The following is an 18,745-nucleotide window of genomic DNA, read 5'->3' as shown; positions in this document are numbered from 1 at the left end:
GGTGTCGCGAACGCCTATGAGGCGGTGTCGAGGGTGAGGGCCCATTCCGCGGCGGTGGCGACCTCGCAGCGGCGGGCGAGGAGGTCGTTCACGAGCGTGTGGTGCAGCGCGGGGCTGGGGTCGGCGCAGGCGTCGGACAGGACGGTGACCCGGTAGTCGAGGTCGGCCGCCTGAAGCGCGGTCGACAGGGCGATGCCGCCCGTGGAGATGCCGGCCAGGACGAGATGACCGATGTCCTGGGCGGCCAGGATCTGCTGGAGGCTGTTCCCGGCGAAGGCGCTGACGCGGTTCTTGTGGACGACGATCTCGCCCTCCGCCGGGGCGGCGTCGGGGTGGATGGCGGCGCCAGGGTCGTCGGCGGTGAAGAGGTGGGGCGGCAGCGAGCCGGAGCGGGCGTCGGGCGTCGGGCGTCGGGCGTGCTCGCCGGGCGAAGTCCCGGGTGGGCTACGCGGCTTGCGGCGCATCGGCCGAGGCGTCCCGTTCCGTCGCGCGGCCGAGCGTGCGGTCGAAGACGGTCAGCAGCAGGTAGAGCACGCCCGCGCCGAGCATGAACCAGACGAGGTGGTGCATGCCGCCGGTGTCCGCGCGCTGACCGAAGGAGGCGGCCGCGCTGGAGGAGGCGACCATCGAGCCGACGTAGGCGAAGGTGCGCAGCAGCCCGGCCGAGGACGCGGTGCGCTCGGGATCGGCCTGGAAGTAGACCGAGTTCTGCAGGGCCAGGCTGTTCAGCCCCTGCGGGATGCCGAATATCAGGGCGACGAGGACCAGCGTCCACACGGGGCTGTCCCCGGTGAGCGTCAGCATCACCGCACAGGCGGCGATCTGGCCGAGCCCGCCGACGATCAGTTTGCCGCGCACACCCTTGCGCCGCCCCGTGACGATCGAGACACCGATGGCCACCAGGAACATGGGGATCTGCACCAGCCCGGCGTGGAAGGGCGAGAGCCCGAAGCCCTCCTCCGTCCACTGGGTGAACCCGTAGAGGAAGGCGTAGGAGACGATGTAGGCGACCAGCGCGCGCCCGTAGGTGGCCAGCAGCGGCGTGTTGCCGCCCAGCACCCGCAGGTTGATGAACGGGGTGGGGGCCCGTAGCTCCCGCGCCGCGAAAGCGGCGCTCGCGGCGGCGGTGATCACCAGCAGGTACCAGTCGCGCAGATGCAGGTTCATCAGGAACAGCAGCAGGGAGACGAGCATCGCGGCGAACAGTGCCATCCCGGGCAGGTCGAGCTGGGCGGCGAGGCGCCCACGCTGCGGGGACTCCCCGGTGCCGGCCTCCTTGGGGAGCCGGAGCAGCCCGAGCAGCACGGCCACGGCGGCGAGCGGCACGTTCAGCGCGAAGGTGCTGCGCCAGCCGCCCAGCCCGATCAGCAGACCGCCCAGCAGCGGGCCGAGCACCGCGATGGTCTGGTTGGCGACGGCCAGGGCGGTCAGCACCCCACCGGGGCTGTCCTGCCCGGTGCGCTCGGCCTCGCTGCGCACCAGCGCCATCGCGGCGGGATACCCGGCGCAGGTGCCGAACCCGAGCAGGACGCGAGAGGCGATCAGCACCCCCAGGTTCGGCGCCAGGGTGCCGACGACACCGGCGACCCCGACCAGGCTCGTGCTGACGAGGAAGAGCCTGCGCGGCCCGAAGATGTCGATGAGCCGGCCCATGACGGGCTGCCCTAGCGCGGTGGCCAGGTAGAGGGCCGAGACCAGCCACGCGGTCCGGGAGGGCGGCGCGCCCAGCGCGTCGCCGATGGGTATGAGTGTGACGGCGATGATCGTCGAGTTGATCGGGTTCAGGACCGAGCCCAGCACCATCGGCGGCAGCAGCCGCCGGTCGAAGCCCGCCGTCGCCGTCCCGCCCCGACTCGCTGTTGTGCGGTCAGTCATGAGTGAGGCGCTCCAGTACGGCCATGGCGGCGATCACGGCCCGCCGTTCCTCCTCCGTGCACTTCTCCTGGAACTCACCGGCGAGCCATTCCTGCCGGGCCTGCCGTCCCTCCGCCACCCGCCGGCGCCCCTCCTCTGTCAGCGCGATCAGCAGACGGCGCCCGTCAGCGGGGTCCGGCCGTCGTTCCACGAGCCCCAGGGCGGTCAGCGATGCGACCGTCGCCGTCATCGACTGGTGGCGCACGCCCTCGGCCGAGGCGAGCTGACTGGCCGTGACGCCGGGCTTGCCGGACAGACGCGTCAGCACGGACTCCTGCCCGAAGGTGATGTCCTCGGCTTCGGCGGCGTTCAGGATGCGGCGGCGCAGTCGGCCGATGACCGTACGGACCTCTCGCGAGGCCTGAACCGCTGAGGGTGACGTGCGCGGGCTCTCGTTCATGCGCTCCACCGTAGAACGCACAGCCTGAGTTGTACAGTTTCACCTGTATAGATTGAGCCGCTCCTCCCGGCCCCTTCTCCCCGTCCGAGCTGGCACCTTTCAGCGCCTTTCACTTTTACGCAAATCTTTTGCGTAAATTGCAGGCCGTTTGCGATCTCGTCGATGCGCCATCTATTGCCTTATTTGTCACGGCAGTTGAGGCGGTGCGGGGGAGTCCGTTTACGTTTCAGGTTCTGCCGGGACAGTGGACTCCCCGTCAATTCTCTGCAACTCTCTGACTGCAATACGCAAAAGTCCATCCTGTGGGTGCAGGAAATCATGCCCCAGCAGGTACGCAGAAAGAGCCGCGCCTTCGACGCGCCCTGCGCCGAGGCCGAAGATCGGGGACATATGAGACCGCAACGCTGGAGATGGCGGGTCCTTTCCGCCACTGTCACCACCAGCCTGCTGATGATCGGCTGGCCGGCACTCAACGCCTCGGCGGCCGGCGGCCCGAACATCGCCGCCGACCAGAAGACGGCCGCGAGCAGCGCCGGCAGCGGGAAAGCCGCGGGGAACATCGCCGACGGTGACCAGTCGACGTACTGGGAGGGGGCGAGCAGCGCCCTGCCCCAGTGGGTGCAGAGCGACCTGGGCAAGGTCACCCGCATCGACCAGGTCACCCTGAAGCTTCCCGCCGACTGGAAGAGCCGCCGGCAGACCCTGTCACTTCAGGGCAGCGCCGACGGCACCAGCTTCTCGACGCTGAAGACCTCGGCCGCCTACACGTTCGCACCGGGCAGCTCCAACAAGGTGACCATCGGTTTCCCGGCCACCCAGGCCCGGTTCGTACGGGCGAGCATCACCGCGAACACCGTCGCGAAGAACGGCCAGCTCGCCGAGCTGGAGGTCCGCGCGGCGGCCGAGTCGTCGGTGAACCTGGCCGCCGGCCGTACGCTGACGGCCAGCAGCTACACCCAGACGTACACCGCCGCCCAGGCCAACGACGGCAACCCGGCCAGCTACTGGGAGAGCCGCAACGGCGACCTGCCGCAGTGGCTCCAGGCGGATCTCGGGTCATCGGTACGGGTGGACCGGGTGGTGCTGCGCCTGCCGGACGGCTGGGAGTCCCGCAGCCAGACGCTGAAGATCCAGGGCAGCGCCAACGGCTCGGACTTCACCGACCTGACGCAGTCCAAGGCGTACACCTTCAGCCCGACGGCCGGCGAGTCGGCGACGATCACCTTCGACGCCACGACCACGCGCTACGTACGCGTCCTCGTCTCCGCCAACTCCGTCCAGCCGGGCGCCCAGGTCTCCGAGCTGGAGATCTACGGCCCCGAGTCCGGTGACACCCAGGCGCCGACCGCGCCGGCACAACTGGCGTACACCGAACCGGCCACCGGGCAGATCAAGCTGACCTGGAAGGCGTCGACGGACGACACCGCCGTCACCGGCTACGACATCTACGCCGACAACACGCTGCTCACCAGCGTGGCCGGCAACGTCACCACGTTCACCGACACCCGTCCGGCCGGCGCCACCGTGTCGTACTACGTGCGCGCCAAGGACGCGGCGGGCAACGTCTCGGCGAACAGCAACACCGTGACCCGTACCGGGGATTCGGGTGACACCCAGGCGCCTACCGCACCGGGCAACCTGAGCTTCACCGAGCCGTCCGCCGGGCAGATCAAGCTGGTCTGGCAGGCCTCCACCGACAACAAGGGCGTCACCGGGTACGACATCTACGCCAACAACGTGCTGCGCAAGAGCGTCGCGGGCGATGTCACCACCTACACCGACACCCAGTCCGCCGCCACCACGGTCTCCTACACCGTCCGCGCCAAGGACGCGGCGGGCAATGTGTCGGGCGACAGCAACACCGTCACCCGCAACGGCAGCACGAGCGCGGCCTCCAACCTCGCGATCGGCAAGCCCATCACCGCCTCGTCCGTGGTCCACACGTTCGTCGCGGAGAACGCCAACGACAACAGCCTGACCACCTACTGGGAGGGTGCCGGGGGCAGCTACCCGAACACCCTGACGGTCAAGCTGGGCGCCAACGCCGAGACCGACAGCGTCGTCGTCAAGCTCAACCCGGACAGCAGCTGGGGGGCCAGGACCCAGAACATCCAGGTGCTCGGACGTGAGCAGAGCGCCTCGGCCTTCACCAGTCTGGTCGCGGCCAAGGACTACGCGTTCAGCCCGGCCGGCGGCAACGCGGTGACCATTCCGGTCAGCGGCCGGGTCGCCGACGTCCAGCTCAAGTTCAACTCCAACACCGGCTCCAGCGCCGGTCAGGTCGCGGAGTTCCAGGTCCTGGGCGCTCCGGCACCCAACCCGAACCTCCAGGTCAGCTCGGTGACCGCGGCTCCCGCCGCGCCCGTCGAGTCGGACCCGATCACGCTGACCGCGACGGTGCGCAACAGCGGTTCGGTCGCGGCGCCGGCGAGCAAGCTCGAATTCCGGCTCGGCGGTTCCAAGGTCGCCACCGCGTCCGTGGGCGCGCTGGCCGCCGGGGCCTCCACCCAGGTCAGTGCGGAGATCGGACCGCGTGACGCGGGCAGCTACGAACTCAGTGCCGTCGCCGACCCGGCGAACGAGGTCATCGAGCAGAACGAGACCGACAACACCTACACCAGCACCACCGCCCTGGTCGTCAAGCCGGTCGCCAGCTCGGACCTGGTGGCGACCGGGGTCAGCACCTCCCCGTCCGCCCCGTCCAACGGGCAGAACGTCACCTTCTCCGTCGCCATCAAGAACCAGGGCACGGTGGCGTCCGCTGCGGGCGGCCACGCCATCACGCTGAACCTGCTCGACTCCAAGGGCGCCACGGTGAAGACCCTCACCGGCACCTACACCGGGGCCATCGCCGCGGGCGCCACCAGCGCCCCGGTGAACCTGGGCAGCTGGACGGCGGCCAACGGCTCGTACACCGTGAAGACGGTGATCGCGGACGACGCCAACGAACTCCCGGTGAAGCGCGAGAACAACACCTCCACCAGCTCGCTCTTCGTCGGCCGCGGCGCCGACATGCCGTACGACATGTACGAGGCCGAGGACGGCGTCACCGGCGGCGGCGCCCAGGTCGTCGGCCCGAACCGGACCGTCGGCGACATCGCGGGCGAGGCTTCCGGCCGCAAGGCCGTGACCCTCAACAGCACCGGCAACTACGTGGAGTTCACCACCAGGGCGAGCACCAACACCCTGGTGACCCGGTTCTCCATCCCCGACTCCGCGGGCGGCGGAGGCATCGACTCCACGCTGAACCTCTACGTGGACGGCACCTTCCTCAAGGCGGTCGACCTCACCTCGAAGTACGCCTGGCTGTACGGCGCCGAGACCGGACCCGGAAACTCCCCGGGCTCGGGTTCGCCGCGGCACATCTACGACGAGGCGAACGTGATGCTGGGCAAGACCGTCCCGGCGGGCAGCAAGATCCGGCTGCAGAAGGACACCGCGAACACCTCCACCTACGCGATCGACTTCGTCAGCCTGGAGCAGGCGTCCCAGATCGCCAACCCGGACCCGGCCGCCTACACCGTGCCCGCCGGATTCACCCACCAGGACGTCCAGAACGCCCTGGACAAGGTGCGGATGGACACCACGGGCAAGCTGGTCGGCGTCTACCTGCCGGCCGGTGACTACGACACCGCGAGCAAGTTCCAGGTCTACGGAAAGGCCGTGAAGGTCGTCGGCGCCGGTCCCTGGTACACCAGGTTCCACGCACCCGCGTCCCAGGAGAACACCGACAACGGATTCCGTGCCGAGGCCAGTGCGAACGGATCGTCGTTCGCGAACTTCGCGTACTTCGGGAACTACACCTCACGCATCGACGGACCCGGCAAGGTGTTCGACTTCTCCAACGTCTCGGACATCACCATCGACAACGTCTGGAACGAGCACACGGTGTGCCTCTACTGGGGAGCGAACACCGACAACGTCACCATCAAGAACTCCCGCATCCGTGACACGTTCGCCGACGGCATCAACATGACCAACGGCTCGACGGACAACCACGTCGTCAACAACGAGTCCCGTGCCACGGGTGACGACAGCTTCGCCCTGTTCTCGGCGATCGACTCCGGCGGCTCGGACATGAAGAACAACGTGTACGAGAACCTCACCTCGATCCTGACGTGGCGCGCGGCGGGTGTCGCCGTCTACGGCGGCTACGACAACACCTTCCGCAACATCCTGATCGCGGACACCCTGGTCTACTCGGGCATCACGGTGAGCTCGCTGGACTTCGGCTACCCGATGAACGGATTCGGGACCGAACCGACGACGATCGAGAACGTGTCGGTCATCCGCTCGGGCGGCCACTTCTGGGGGACGCAGACCTTCCCCGGGATCTGGCTGTTCTCCGCCTCCAAGGTGTTCCAGGGCATCCGGATCAACAACGTCGACATCGTCGACCCGACGTACAGCGGCATCATGTTCCAGACCAACTACGTGGGAGGACAGCCGCAGTTCCCGATCAAGGACACCGTACTGACCGACATCTCGATCTCCGGCGCCCGCAAGAGCGGGGACGCCTTCGACGCCAAGTCCGGCTTCGGGCTGTGGGCCAACGAGATGCCGGAGGCCGGCCAGGGGCCCGCCGTCGGTGAGGTCACCTTCAACGGCCTCAAGCTCAGCGGCAACGCGCAGGACGTGAAGAACACGACCTCCACCATGAAGATCAACATCAACCCGTAGCGGCCCTTGCGCACAGGGACGCCGTCCGGTCCGCCGGACGGCGTTCCGGGGTGCGCAAATTCCTTGCGTCCGCACGTGCGAAGTTTGCAGGAACGGAACTGTCGACCGGTCACGAACCATGCGGAACCACCCCTGGCGTGCTGTCTCGGCTCTCTGGAGCCGGGTGGCACGCCTCTGTCGTGCATCACACAGGGCATGCAACGCACTGTCAAACTTTTACGAAAACTGCGCGAGATATTGCGTTCACATGTTGGCGCTGGTTGAGTGTGCCTCGCCCCGGCAGAGAGCCGGCCGAGGGCCTTCCATGCTCATGCCCGAAGGGGACCATCGATGAGAAGTGCTGGGTTCAGCCGCACACGCCGTACAAGCCGTGCATCAGCGGCCGCCCTCGTCACCGCACTCGCCTTGACCGCTCTCGCCTCCTGCGGCACGAGCAGCAGCAGCGACAACGGTGACAAGGACAGTGGATCCAAGGGTTCGTCCGACCCGTCGGCCCCGCTCGATCCGAAGGCGAAGGTGACGATCTCGATCGACTGCATGCCGCCGGCGGCCAAGGCCGCGGAGCTGCGTGAGTGGAACGAGGACATCAAGACGTTCAACAAGACGTACCCGAACGTCACGATCAACGGAAAGTCCACCCCCGGGCAGTGCCTGGAGCCTCCCCGCTTCACGGCCATGCTGAAGGGGAAGTCGCAGCCGGACGTCTTCTACGCGTACTTCACCGACCTTCAGCAGGTGCTGGACAACGACGGGGCCACGGACATCTCCGCCTACGTCAACGACAAGTCGGTGCCCGCGCTCAAGGAGATCCAGCCCCAGGTCATCGATGTGGCCCGCAAGGACGGCAAGCTCTACGCACTGCCGACCAGCAACTACACCATGGGCCTGATGATCAACCGGAAGCTGTTCACGCAGGCCGGTCTCGACCCGAACACCCCGCCCGCCACCTGGGACGAGGTCCGCACCGCGGCGAAGAAGATCGCGGCTCTGGGCAAGGGCATCGCCGGCTTCGGCGAGTACAGCGCCGGCAACAACGGCGGCTGGCACTTCGCCGCCACCCAGTACGGCCTCGGCGGGGACGTCGTGGACGCCTCCGGCAAGAAGGCGGCCTTCAACGACGCCTCCGGCAAGCAGGTCCTCCAGCAGCTGCACGACATGCGCTGGGAGGACGACAGCATGGGCAAGACCCAGCTGCTGAAGTGGGGCGATCTGCAGAAGCAGATATCCACCGACAAGCTCGGCATGTTCCTCGCCGCCCCCGACGACATCGCGTACATGGTGCAGCAGCTCGGCGCCGAGTACGAGACCTTCGGCCTGGGCCCGATCCCCGGCGCCAAGGGCACCCTCTTCGGCGGCAACAACTACATGATCAAGAAGGGCAGCTCGCCCGACCAGATCAAGGCCGCTGTCGCCTGGCTGAACTTCAAGAACCTCACCCCGGGCAAGGGCCAGTTCGACTGGGCCCGCACCAAGGCCGACAAGCTGCCCGTCGGGCTGCCGCAGCCGAACTTCTTCCTGGGTGACAGCAAGGCCAAGGACGACGCGTCACGCACCACCAACGCGTCGATGCCCATCGAGAACTTCAAGGCATTCATGGACAACCCCGTCCAGGGCAAGGCCGAGCCGCCGAAGGCGCAGGAGATCTACAAGATCCTCGACAACGCCATGTCCGGTGTCCTGACCAACAAGGGCGCCGACATCGGCAAGCTGCTCTCCACCGCCGAGCAGCAGGTCAACCAGGTCCTGGCGAACCAGTAACGGACGCGCGGGGCCGGGTCACGCGGACCCGGCCCCGCATCCGGACCCGTCCGACTGCGCTTCAGTTCACCGGCACCGAGGAGACACCATGTCGGCCCCTACTCTGTCCAGCGGCAAGGCGACCAGGCCACACCGCGGACCCGCAGGACCCACCCGCCCGAACTCCGCCCGCGACGAGTTCCTGCGTGTCCTGCGCCGCAATATCTCAGCGCACGGCTTCCTGATCGGAGCGGTGCTCTGCTTCTCGTTCTTCTCCTGGTATCCGATGGTCCGGGAATTCATCCTGGCCTTCCAGAAGACCGAGAACGGCAAGACCACCTGGGCCGGCTGGTCCAACCTGTCCTACGTCGTCAACGACCCGGCGTTCTGGCAGGCCTGGCGCAACACCCTGCTGTTCACGGTGCTCGCGCTGGTGTTCGGCTTCGCCGTCCCGTTCGTCGTCGCCGTCGTGCTCAACGAGTTCCGGCACGGACAGGGATATCTGAGACTGCTGGTCTATCTCCCGGTGATGCTGCCGCCGGTCGCCTCCGTACTGCTCTTCAAGTACTTCTACGACCCCGGCTACGGACTCTTCAACCGCATCCTGGAAATCTTCCATCTGCCCGCACAGCAATGGCTCCAGGACACCGACACCGCCATGCTCTCGGTTGTCATCGCGGCGACCTGGATGAACATGGGCGGCGCGACGCTGATCTACCTGGCCGCACTCCAGGGGATTCCCGGTGAGCTGTACGAGGCGGCGGAACTGGACGGCGCCGGACTGCTGCGCAAGGTCTGGCACGTCACCATCCCGCAGACCCGGCTCATCCTCTCGCTGCTCCTGCTGATGCAGATCATCGCGACGATGCAGGTCTTCACCGAGCCCTTCCTGCTCACCAACGGCGCCGGCCCCGAGGGCTCCACCACCACCGTCGTCTACCTCATCTACCAATACGCCTTCAACTTCAACAACTACGGCAGCGCGGCGGCACTCGGCCTCGTCCTGCTCGTCGTCCTCGCGGGAGTCTCCGCGGTGTACGTACGACTGAGCCGCAGCAGCGAAGACTAGGACGGGAGCACGACCATGGCATCGAACACGCTTGTCTCCCGGCGCGGGAGCGATGTACGCAAGGCCGCACGGCGCAAGGACCGGCGCCCCGCCGACGTCGCGCGCCAGCGCACCCTGATCTCGCCGGCCCAGCTCGGCAGGGGACGCGGCAAGGCCGTCTACTGGATCATCTTCGCCGCGGTGATCCTCCTGTTCACGATGGTCTTCCTCGGACCGCTGTACTGGATGGTCACCGGCGGCCTCAAGACCACGCAGGAAGTGGTGCAGAGCCCGCCCACGGCGTTCCCCAGCTCGATCCACACGGAGAACTACAGCCGGGCCTGGTCCGTGATGGACCTGTCCAAGCTGCTCTTCAACACCCTGTACTACGCCTTCGGCGCGCTCGCCTTCCAGCTGATCTTCGACGTCGCCGCCGCCTACTCGCTGTCCAAGCTGCGGCCGGTGTTCGGCAAGGTCATCCTCGGCATGATGCTGGCCACCCTGATGATCCCGGCCACCGTCCTGGTCGTACCCCAGTACCTGACCGTCCTGGACGTGCCGATCTTCCAGCGCAACCTGCTGAACTCGCCGTGGGTGATCTGGCTCCCGTCCGTCACCAACGCCTTCAACATCTTCCTGCTGAAGCGGTTCTTCGACTCCATCCCGAGAGAACTCCTGGACGCCGCCGCCATCGACGGAGCATCCCCCCTGCGCACCCTGCGCTCGGTGGTCCTGCCGATCTCCCGGCCGATCCTCGGCGTCGTCTCCATCTTCGCCGTCGTCGGGGTGTGGAAGGACTTCCTCTGGCCCATGCTCACCCTGCCCGACCCGAGCAAGCAGACCCTGAACGTGGGCATCTACTCGCTGGCCAACGGAGTTCCGGAGAACGTACTCATCGCCGCGCTCACCATCGCGTCCATCCCGACGCTGCTCATCTTCCTGATCTTCCAGCGCAACATCATGAGCGGTCTGACCGCGGGTGGCCTCAAGGGCTGAGCGGTCCTCAGGACCGAGCCCGCCCCCGCCCGGGGACACCCCGCACAGCCGCCCTCCCCTCAGCACTCCGCCGCCGGCTCGACCGTCCTGCCCCGCACGCGGGCCGGCGGCGGAGTACCACCTGCCCGAAAGGAACGTCACGTGGCAGCCAACCGTCCGTCCGAGGCCACCGCGAACTGGTGGCGCGACGCCGCCATCTACCAGATCTATGTACGCAGCTTCGCCGATGGCGACGGTGACGGCACCGGCGACCTCGCGGGGGTACGGGCCAGGCTGCCCTACCTCGTTGAACTCGGCGTGGACGCACTCTGGTTCACGCCCTGGTACCTTTCGCCGCTCGCCGACGGCGGCTACGACGTGGCCGACTACCGCACCATCGACCCCGCGTTCGGGACCCTGGCCGAGGCGGAGAAACTGATCGCCGAAGCCCGCGAACTCGGCATCCGCACCATCATCGACATCGTGCCCAACCACGTCTCCGACCAGCACGCCTGGTTCCGGGCAGCCCTCGAAGCCGGTTCCGGCAGCCCCGAACGCGACCTCTTCCACTTCCGCAAGGGGCGCGGCCCGGACGGTGCGACACCGCCCAACGACTGGGTCTCCGAATTCGGCGGCACCCCCTGGACCCGGCTGGACGACGGCGAGTGGTACCTCCACCTCTTCGCCACCCAGCAGCCCGACCTCAACTGGGCGCACCCGGCGGTCCGCCAGGAACACGAGGAGGTGCTGCGCTTCTGGTTCGAACGCGGCGTCTCGGGCGTACGGATCGACTCCGCGGCCCTGCTCGCCAAGGACCCCGCACTGCCCGACTTCGTCGCCGGCAGCGACCCGCACCCCTTCGTCGACCGCGACGAACTGCACGCCGTCTACCGCTCCTGGCGCGCCATCGCCGACGAGTACGGCGGCGTCTTCGTCGGCGAGGTCTGGCTCCCCGACACCGAACGGTTCGCCCGCTACCTGCGCCCCGACGAACTGCACACCGCTTTCAACTTCAACTTCCTGGCCTGCCCCTGGGACGCCGGACTGCTGCGGACCGCCATCGAGGACACGCTCGCCGAGCACGCCTCCGTCGGCGCCCCCGCCACCTGGGTCCTGTGCAACCACGACGTCACCCGCACCGTCACCCGCTACGGCCGCGCCGAGACCGGCTTCGACTTCGACGCGAAGACCTTCGGCACGCCCACGGACCTGGCCCTCGGCACCCGCCGTGCCCGCGCCGCCGCCCTGCTCTCGCTGGCCCTGCCGGGCGCGGCCTACCTCTACCAGGGCGAGGAACTCGGCCTCCCGGAGGTGGACATCCCGCTGGACCGCATCCAGGACCCGATGCACTTCCGCAAGGGCGGCACCGACCCCGGACGCGACGGCTGCCGGGTACCACTGCCCTGGTCGGCGCAGGGACCGTACGCCGGATTCGGCGCCACCGCCGAACCCTGGCTCCCGCAGCCGGCCGACTGGTCCTCCTACGCCGCCGACCTGCAGAGCGACGATCCGGAGTCGATGCTCACCCTGTACCGCGAGGCGCTGCGGCTGCGCCGCGGCGAACCGGGGTTCGGGACGGCGGGAGAGCCCGGGATCCGCCGGCTGACCTGGCTGGACGCGGCGCCCGGAGTGCTCTCCTTCGCCCGGACCGACGGGCTCGTCTGCGTGGTCAACCTGGCCGCCGAGGCGGCCGAGCTGCCCCGCCACACCGCGGTGCTGCTGGCCAGCGGCCCGCTCGACGGGGCGGGCAGGCTCCCGCAGGACACCGCGGTGTGGCTGCGGGCCTGACCTCCGGACACCGGACGCACCTGCCCATGGGCCCGGCGGGGCCCATGGGCAGGATCGCGGGGGAACGAGGGCTGCGGCACAGTAGGGCATATGGACGCTCCGAATGATCTGAATGCCCTCGCCGACGAGCACCTGGCCGCAGCCCGCACTTCCCCGCACGGCCGCAGCGCCCACCTCCTGCTCCACGAGGATCCGCTGCGGCAGACCGTCATCGCGCTGACCTCGGGCTCCGCGCTCGACGAGCACAACGCCCCGCCCGCCGCCTCTCTCCAGGTGCTGCGCGGCACGGTCCGGCTCACGGCCGCCTCCGGCGATGTGGAACTGGCACCCGGACGGCTGCACCCCATCCCGCAGGAGCGGCACGGACTGCTCGCGCTGGAGGACGCCGTGGTGCTGCTGACAGCGGTCAACGACTGACAGCCCCGGTCAGCCGTTGACCGCAGTCAGCAGCCGGCCCAGGCGAATCGCCTCCGCACAGAGATCCTCGCGCACCAGCCGGTCGCCCGAACTCGCCGTGCGATCTCCCGGACGGGCGGGGCCGGCTCGTCCGGTCCGCCGCTCGGGGCGGACCGCCCCGGCGAGCCCGGCATCAGGCCTCCACTTCACCCTCGAACGGGCGGACCTCGATGGGGAGCCCGATCGCCAGCGCGGCCTTGCGGCCCCAGTCGAGCCCGGCGTCCAGATCGGGGGCCTTGATGATGCTGAGCCCGCCGAGATACTCCTTCCCCTCGATGTACGGTCCGTCGGTGAGCACCGTGTCGCCGTCCTTCGCCCGCACGACGGTGGCCGTGCCCGGCGCACTCAGACCGCCGTCGAAGACCCAGGCCCCGGCCTGCCGGAGCTCCCGGTGGAACCCCTCGACGTTCCGCATGATCCGTTCCATCTCCGCGGGCGCGGGCGGCACGCCGTCGGTCGGTGTGACGACGCTGAGCAGGTAGTGCTTCATGGTGTGCCTCCTCGGGTGAGACGCCGGTGACGTACCGGCCTCTCACCCTCTATACGAACGGCTGCCGTCCGGATCGACACGGAACACGGCCGTGTTCGACGATTTTCTCTCCCGAGCCCTTCGGGAGCGCTCCCAGATCGGCAGGCCTTCGTGATCGACGACGGCTCGGGCGGGGCGGTCGGATACATCCTCGGGACGGCGGACACGCGGCACCGATGCGGACCTGTAGAACGACGCCATGCCGGGGGTGCCACGCCGGATCGCTGGGCAGGTACAGGTGTACGACCCCGAAACGGGGCGAAGCGGCCGGTGGCGAGAGGCGTGTGACGTGAGCGAGCAGACCGTATGGCAGTTCTCCGACGACCGTGGACAGTTGTCGTCCGCCGAGCGGCGCCCGACGCGGGTGCTCGCGTACGTCCAGGCCGGAGCGACGTTATGGGACCACGGGATACGGCCGACCGCGATATTCGGCTCCGGTCATGACGACCCGGCCGTGCCCGACTCCGCGAAGACCGGATCGCTGCCCCTGGCCGAGGTCGCCTACGCCGGCGCGGGCGCCACGCTGGACGTCGAGACACTGCTGAGCGGCGAGCCCGACCTCGTGGTGGCCGTCAGCTACGGCGGCGGCCAGGTCTACGGCCTCGCCCCGGAGACGGCCAAGCACCTGGAGGAGCACGTCCCGGTCGTCGTCATCGACGTGGGCCAGGCACGCACCCTCGCGGAGACCGGCGACCGCTTCGCCCGGCTGGCCCGCTCGCTGGGCGCCGAGGAGCCCCCGGCGGCCGCGCGGGAACTGGACGCCGCCCGGGACCGGCTGCGCACCTTCGCCGCGGGACCGGACCGCACCAGGGTCCTCGCCCTGTCCCCGGCCGGACAGCAGCAGGCACACCTGGCCCGCCCCCGCATGTGGCCCGAACTGCGGGTGCTGACAGAGCTCGGCATCGACCTGGTGGAACCGGCCGAGGGCCCCGGCGCGAACTGGTCCACGGTCGGCTGGGCGCAGGCCGGGGCGCTGCGCCCCGCCGTCGTGCTCGCCGACATCCGGGTCAACGCCACCCCCCTGGACGAGCTCCGGACGAACGAGGCGTGGGCGGCGATCGAACGCACCGCACGGGTGGTGCCCTGGAACCCGGAGCCGGTGTGCAGCGCGCGGGCCCACGCCCGGTTCCTGGCCCTGGTGGCCGACGCGCTGGAGGCGTAGGGGCTTTTGTCCGGATCAGGATGGATCAGGACGGATCGGGACGGATCAGGGAGCGGGTGCACGGCGCCACCGCGGCAGACGTGCGCCGATGCGCCCGTACGGACGTGTGCGATCGCGCGGGACGCCGCGGTTCGCGAGGCTGGCCGGGAGTGTCCCGTGCCGGTACCCGCACGTCCCCAGGAGCAGGCCATGCAGCAGGACAAGCACCCTTCCTACCGTCCCGTCGTCTTCCGTGACCGTTCGGCGGGCTACGCCTTTCTGACCCGGTCCACCGCATCGAGCGAGCAGACCATCGACTGGGACGACGGAAACAGCTACCCCGTCATCGACGTGGAGATCTCCGCCGAGAGCCACCCCTTCTACACCGGGAAGGCCCGGGTGGTCGACTCCGAGGGCCAGGTCGCCAAGTTCGAGCGCAGGTACGGCGAGGACGGAGGCGCGGACGCCTCCTGACCCGTACAGGTCCCGAGTCCCCGGCCCCGCTCCACCGGGCCGGGGACTCCGTCCGTCATGACCGCACGCGCCCGCACGGGGAAGTGACCCGTTCGGCCCAGTGGGCGCATCCTTGACCGGGGCCCGGCCGTTCGACCGGGTGCGGGTGTGAACGAGGGCGGGAGGGCCGCGGCATGGTGCGGGACGGGGCGGCGACGGTGGTGACGGGCCTGGGGCTCGTGACCCCGGTGGGCGCCGATGAGCACGCCTTCTGGGCGGGGCTGTGCGCCGGGGCCGGCGTGGCCCGGCACTGCGGGGAACTGGCCGGCCTGCCGGTCGACTTCGCCTGCCGGGCCGACGGACCGGACCTGGACGAGGCGGTGGGCGGACGCGCCGTGTTCCGGATGGCGCGGTTCGTGAAGATGGCCCTCGTCGCCGCCCGCCGTGCCGTGGCGGACGCCGGGCTCCGCCCGGACCGCTGGGACGGCGGCCGGGTGGGCGTCGTACTGGGCGTCGGCGTGGGCGGTGTCTCCGTACTCGTCGACAACGTCCGCAGGCTGGACGCGGACGGGCCGCTCGCGGTCTCCCCGCTCCTCGTGCCGATGATGATGCCGAACGCGGCCGCCGGGGAGGTCGCCATCGACCTGCGCGCCCACGGGCCGAGTCTGGCCCCGGCCACCGCCTGCGCGTCGGGCGCCACCGCGATCGGCCTCGCCCGCGACCTGCTGACGAGCGGGCAGTGCGATGTGGTGGTGGCGGGCGGCGCGGAGTCCGTGGTGACTCCGCTGGTGGTGACCGCGTTCGCGGGGATGGGGGCGCTCTCGGTGCGTACCGGTGATCCGGCGGCCGCGTCGAGGCCGTTCGCCGCGGACCGCGACGGATTCGTCCTCGGCGAGGGCGCCGCCGTGCTCGTACTGGAACGGGCCGGGGACGTCCGGGCCCGTGGCGGGCGGGCGCGGGCGGTGCTGGCCGGTACGGGCGCCGCCACGGATGCCCACCACCCCACCGCACCCGACCCGGGCGGCCGGGGCGCCCAGCGGGCGGTCGAGGCGGCACTGGACCGGGCGGGCTGGGCCGCCTCCGACGTGGACCACATCAACGCACACGGCACCTCCACCCCGCTGAACGACGCCATGGAGAGCGCGCTGATCGCCCGGCTCTTCCCGCACCGGCCCTCGGTGACCGCGCCGAAGGGCGTCATCGGGCACACCCTCGCGGCGGGCGGTGCGATCGAGGCGGTGGCCACCGTACTGACCCTGGAACACGGCCTCGTCCCGCCGATCGCCAACCTCGACGCGCCGCCGGCGGAGTCCGGCCTCGACTGTGTGACCAAGGAACCCCGCAGGCAGCGTGTCGAGCGGGCCCTCAGCCACTCCTTCGGATTCGGGGGCCACAATGTCGCCCTCGCCTTCCAACGGGCCCCGGCACCACACTGAACAGGAAGAAATGGGCTTCCAATGCTGAAATTCGGGTGTCCTGGCTGATTCCTGATCGTTCCTGTCGTATGACCACAACGATCGACAGCACCGCTGTGACCGAACTCGGCACGGAACGGGTCGCGGACCGGCTCACCGCGGTGCTCCTCGGCGCGGACGCCCGCCGGGAGCACGGCTTCTGGCAGCGGATCATCGCCACCGACATGTTCCGCAGGCCGGAATTCCCCCCGCCCGGCCCCACCCCCGACGAACGGCTCGCGCTCGCCCACGCCCGGCTGCGCGCGCTCAACAACGCGCTGGACAGCGGCGCCAGGCTGGCAGCCGACCCCCGGGCCCTGGCCGCGCTGCACGAATGGCTCGCCCCGATGGACCCGTCACTCGCCACCGTCGCGGGAATCCACTACAACCTCTTCCTCGGCAGTCTGCTGGACCACGACACCGGCCGGACCCGCGACCTGTCGGACTTCCTCGCGATGCGACGCATCGGGACCTTCCTCTGTACGGAGGTGGCGCACGGCAACGACGCCGCCGCGGTCGAGACGACGGCCACCTACAACCGCGCCCGGGACGGATTCGTGCTGCACACGCCGCACCTGGGCGCGCAGAAGTTCATGCCCAACACCAGCCAGGCCGGCGGCCCCAAGACGGGGCTCGTCGCCGCCCGGCTGCTCGTCGGGGGAGCCGACCGCGGGGTCTTCCTGCTGCTGGTGCCGCTCACCGACTCGCTCCGGGCCCTGCCCGGGGTACGGATCCGCAGGCTTCCGGCACGCATGGGCAGCCCCGTCGACCACTGCCTGACCTCCTTCGACCAGGTATTCGTGGGACGCGAGGCGCTGCTCGGCGGCGCACAGGGCCGGGTCGGCGAGGACGGGGTGTTCCGCAGCGGCACCGCCGGCCGCCGACGCCGATTCCTCGCCTCCATCGCCCGCGTGACCACAGGCCGCATCTGCATGAGCGCGAGTGCGGTCGGCGGTGCCCGGACCAGCCTCGCCATCGCGGTCCGCTACTCCGGCCACCGCTATGTCTCCGGGGGCCGCACGTTGCCGCCGCTGGCGGTGATCGCCCACCGCAGCCACCACGGCCCGCTCGCCGGGGCCATGGCCACCGTCTTCGCGATGAGCCTGCTGCACCGGCGGGCCCTGGACCGATGGGAGGCGGCGGTACACGGCCCGGCGCCGGAGCGCGAGGCCGCCGCGCAGCTGGTCGACGTCGCCAAGGGATGGATCACCTGGCAGGCCAGGTCCGTGATCGTCGAATGCCGCGAACGGTGCGGCGCCCAGGGCCTGCTGGAGAACAACGGGATGACCGAGCTCATCACCGGGGTGGAGGGTGCCATCACCGCCGAGGGCGACAACCTGGCCATCCACGTCAAGGCGGCATCCGAGATGGTCATCTCCGCGGTGCCGGAGCCACTGGAGGCGGGGGGCGCCCCGGACGGCCCGCAGGACGGCGGCCTGGACGATCTGCGCTACCTCGGCCGGCTCCTGGCCCAGGTGGAGCGGATCCAGTTCGCCCGCTCCCGCGCACGCATGGCACGGGCCCCGCACGGCGGCCCGCTGAAGCGGTGGAACGCGGGGTCCGCGCCCGCGCTGCGAGGTGTCGAGGCGCACGCCTACCGGCAGGCGGCCGACGCCTACGCGGAGGCCGTCGAGGGCCTGCCCGAGGGCCCCGCCCGCGAGCGGCTGACCGATCTGGCCCGGCTGTTCGCGCTGCGCTGGATCGAACGCAACAGCGGGGACCTGCTCGTCGCCGGCCACCTCACGGCCGGCCAGGTCGACGGGCTGACGGAGACCACCGAGCAACTCGTCGCCGCCGTCGCCGCCCACCTGCCGGACCTCGCCGCCTCCTTCGGGCTGCCGGAGGAACTGCTCGCCGACTGGCCCATCGCGGGAGCCCGCTACGCCGAGGCGTACGACGACCCGGGGGCGTCCTGGCACACGGGCGGGCAGCCGGCATCCGCCGGGGGCGAGTGGTGAGAGCCGGGCCGGAGCGGGCAGCGCCCGCGCCGCTGCGCCGTGCGGCCGAGGCGGCACAGGGGCTCGGCGTCGGTGTCGTGCTCCTGGCCTTCTGGGGCACCGCGGCCGTGTTGTCGCGGTGGTGCCCGGGGGCGGGGGGCCACGGAGGCGAATCGGTTCGCCGCAAGGCGTAACTGGACGGACGCTGCTCAGTTACTCCGGCGTCGGGGCGG

Annotated in this window: 14 protein-coding genes; 10 read left to right on the top strand and 4 right to left on the bottom strand. The window is 70.0% G+C overall.

All coding sequences use genetic code 11. The features are described from left to right. Nucleotides 1-14 precede the first annotated feature (14 nt). From ACZ6S6_RS23775 to ACZ6S6_RS23765, 3 genes are read right to left on the bottom strand one after another with little or no spacing between them, the layout of a single operon-like run. Nucleotides 15-464, bottom strand: a complete 450-nt coding sequence (locus ACZ6S6_RS23775) for a cysteine hydrolase family protein (RefSeq protein WP_469706850.1) — start codon at nucleotides 462-464, stop codon at nucleotides 15-17. Continuing rightward, on the bottom strand, nucleotides 445-1,875 hold the full coding sequence (locus ACZ6S6_RS23770; protein WP_362958976.1) for an MFS transporter: 1,431 nt from the start codon (nucleotides 1,873-1,875) through the stop codon (nucleotides 445-447). Before ACZ6S6_RS23770 ends, ACZ6S6_RS23775 begins: the two co-directional genes overlap by 20 nt. Next, nucleotides 1,868-2,314, bottom strand: coding sequence for a MarR family winged helix-turn-helix transcriptional regulator (locus ACZ6S6_RS23765; protein ID WP_362958980.1), 447 nt, complete (start codon nucleotides 2,312-2,314; stop codon nucleotides 1,868-1,870). The genes ACZ6S6_RS23770 and ACZ6S6_RS23765 overlap by 8 nt, the downstream gene beginning before the upstream one ends. 390 nt (nucleotides 2,315-2,704) lie before the next feature. On the opposite strand from ACZ6S6_RS23765, the gene ACZ6S6_RS23760 reads away from it, so the two are divergent. From ACZ6S6_RS23760 to ACZ6S6_RS23735, 6 genes are all read left to right on the top strand, one after another. Beyond that, nucleotides 2,705-6,994, top strand: a complete 4,290-nt coding sequence (locus ACZ6S6_RS23760) for a discoidin domain-containing protein (RefSeq protein ID WP_469706849.1) — start codon at nucleotides 2,705-2,707, stop codon at nucleotides 6,992-6,994. Between the two features lie 330 nt (nucleotides 6,995-7,324). Continuing rightward, complete coding sequence (locus tag ACZ6S6_RS23755; RefSeq protein WP_362958983.1) at nucleotides 7,325-8,752, top strand: extracellular solute-binding protein; 1,428 nt, start codon at nucleotides 7,325-7,327, stop codon at nucleotides 8,750-8,752. Between the two features lie 88 nt (nucleotides 8,753-8,840). Further along, the gene (locus ACZ6S6_RS23750) at nucleotides 8,841-9,800 is read left to right on the top strand and encodes a carbohydrate ABC transporter permease (protein WP_362958986.1); all 960 of its coding nucleotides are present in this window, start codon (nucleotides 8,841-8,843) and stop codon (nucleotides 9,798-9,800) included. A 15-nt stretch (nucleotides 9,801-9,815) separates the two neighbouring features. After that, the gene (locus tag ACZ6S6_RS23745; RefSeq protein ID WP_362958989.1) at nucleotides 9,816-10,775 is read left to right on the top strand and encodes a carbohydrate ABC transporter permease; all 960 of its coding nucleotides are present in this window, start codon (nucleotides 9,816-9,818) and stop codon (nucleotides 10,773-10,775) included. A 141-nt stretch (nucleotides 10,776-10,916) separates the two neighbouring features. Then, nucleotides 10,917-12,542, top strand: coding sequence for a glycoside hydrolase family 13 protein (locus ACZ6S6_RS23740; RefSeq protein ID WP_362958992.1), 1,626 nt, complete (start codon nucleotides 10,917-10,919; stop codon nucleotides 12,540-12,542). A gap of 90 nt (nucleotides 12,543-12,632) precedes the next feature. Beyond that, nucleotides 12,633-12,959, top strand: coding sequence for a cupin domain-containing protein (locus ACZ6S6_RS23735; RefSeq protein WP_362958995.1), 327 nt, complete (start codon nucleotides 12,633-12,635; stop codon nucleotides 12,957-12,959). Between the two features lie 172 nt (nucleotides 12,960-13,131). On the opposite strand, the gene ACZ6S6_RS23730 is transcribed toward ACZ6S6_RS23735, so the two are convergent. Continuing rightward, the gene (locus ACZ6S6_RS23730) at nucleotides 13,132-13,488 is read right to left on the bottom strand and encodes a YciI family protein (protein ID WP_362958997.1); all 357 of its coding nucleotides are present in this window, start codon (nucleotides 13,486-13,488) and stop codon (nucleotides 13,132-13,134) included. Nucleotides 13,489-13,816: 328 nt separating this feature from the next. Between ACZ6S6_RS23730 and ACZ6S6_RS23725 the strand changes: the two genes are divergently transcribed. The 4 genes from ACZ6S6_RS23725 (at nucleotide 13,817) to ACZ6S6_RS23710 (ending at nucleotide 18,533) form a co-directional block, all read left to right on the top strand. Then, entirely contained in the window at nucleotides 13,817-14,689 is an 873-nt protein-coding gene (locus ACZ6S6_RS23725) for an ABC transporter substrate-binding protein (protein WP_362959000.1), read from the top strand. A gap of 189 nt (nucleotides 14,690-14,878) precedes the next feature. Then, entirely contained in the window at nucleotides 14,879-15,142 is a 264-nt protein-coding gene (locus ACZ6S6_RS23720) for a type B 50S ribosomal protein L31 (RefSeq protein ID WP_362959003.1), read from the top strand. A 173-nt stretch (nucleotides 15,143-15,315) separates the two neighbouring features. Further along, nucleotides 15,316-16,557, top strand: coding sequence for a beta-ketoacyl-[acyl-carrier-protein] synthase family protein (locus ACZ6S6_RS23715; protein WP_362959006.1), 1,242 nt, complete (start codon nucleotides 15,316-15,318; stop codon nucleotides 16,555-16,557). A gap of 68 nt (nucleotides 16,558-16,625) precedes the next feature. After that, a complete protein-coding gene (locus ACZ6S6_RS23710) occupies nucleotides 16,626-18,533 on the top strand; it encodes an acyl-CoA dehydrogenase family protein (protein ID WP_469706848.1) in 1,908 nt (635 codons plus the stop codon). The last annotated feature ends 212 nt before the right edge of the window (nucleotides 18,534-18,745 follow it).

It is taken from the genome of Streptomyces sp. NPDC048671 (genome assembly GCF_055587045.1).
The sequence above is the reverse complement of the archived record's forward strand: the minus strand, read 5'-3'. Positions and strand labels throughout refer to the sequence as shown.

Coding starts and splice junctions, on each gene's coding strand:
- ACZ6S6_RS23775 (WP_469706850.1), bottom strand. CDS start 464: ATGCGCCGCAAGCCGCGTAGCCCACCCGGGACTTCGCCCGGCGAGCAC.
- ACZ6S6_RS23770 (WP_362958976.1), bottom strand. CDS start 1,875: ATGACTGACCGCACAACAGCGAGTCGGGGCGGGACGGCGACGGCGGGC.
- ACZ6S6_RS23765 (WP_362958980.1), bottom strand. CDS start 2,314: ATGAACGAGAGCCCGCGCACGTCACCCTCAGCGGTTCAGGCCTCGCGA.
- ACZ6S6_RS23760 (WP_469706849.1), top strand. CDS start 2,705: ATGAGACCGCAACGCTGGAGATGGCGGGTCCTTTCCGCCACTGTCACC.
- ACZ6S6_RS23755 (WP_362958983.1), top strand. CDS start 7,325: ATGAGAAGTGCTGGGTTCAGCCGCACACGCCGTACAAGCCGTGCATCA.
- ACZ6S6_RS23750 (WP_362958986.1), top strand. CDS start 8,841: ATGTCGGCCCCTACTCTGTCCAGCGGCAAGGCGACCAGGCCACACCGC.
- ACZ6S6_RS23745 (WP_362958989.1), top strand. CDS start 9,816: ATGGCATCGAACACGCTTGTCTCCCGGCGCGGGAGCGATGTACGCAAG.
- ACZ6S6_RS23735 (WP_362958995.1), top strand. CDS start 12,633: ATGGACGCTCCGAATGATCTGAATGCCCTCGCCGACGAGCACCTGGCC.
- ACZ6S6_RS23730 (WP_362958997.1), bottom strand. CDS start 13,488: ATGAAGCACTACCTGCTCAGCGTCGTCACACCGACCGACGGCGTGCCG.
- ACZ6S6_RS23720 (WP_362959003.1), top strand. CDS start 14,879: ATGCAGCAGGACAAGCACCCTTCCTACCGTCCCGTCGTCTTCCGTGAC.
- ACZ6S6_RS23715 (WP_362959006.1), top strand. CDS start 15,316: ATGGTGCGGGACGGGGCGGCGACGGTGGTGACGGGCCTGGGGCTCGTG.
- ACZ6S6_RS23710 (WP_469706848.1), top strand. CDS start 16,626: ATGACCACAACGATCGACAGCACCGCTGTGACCGAACTCGGCACGGAA.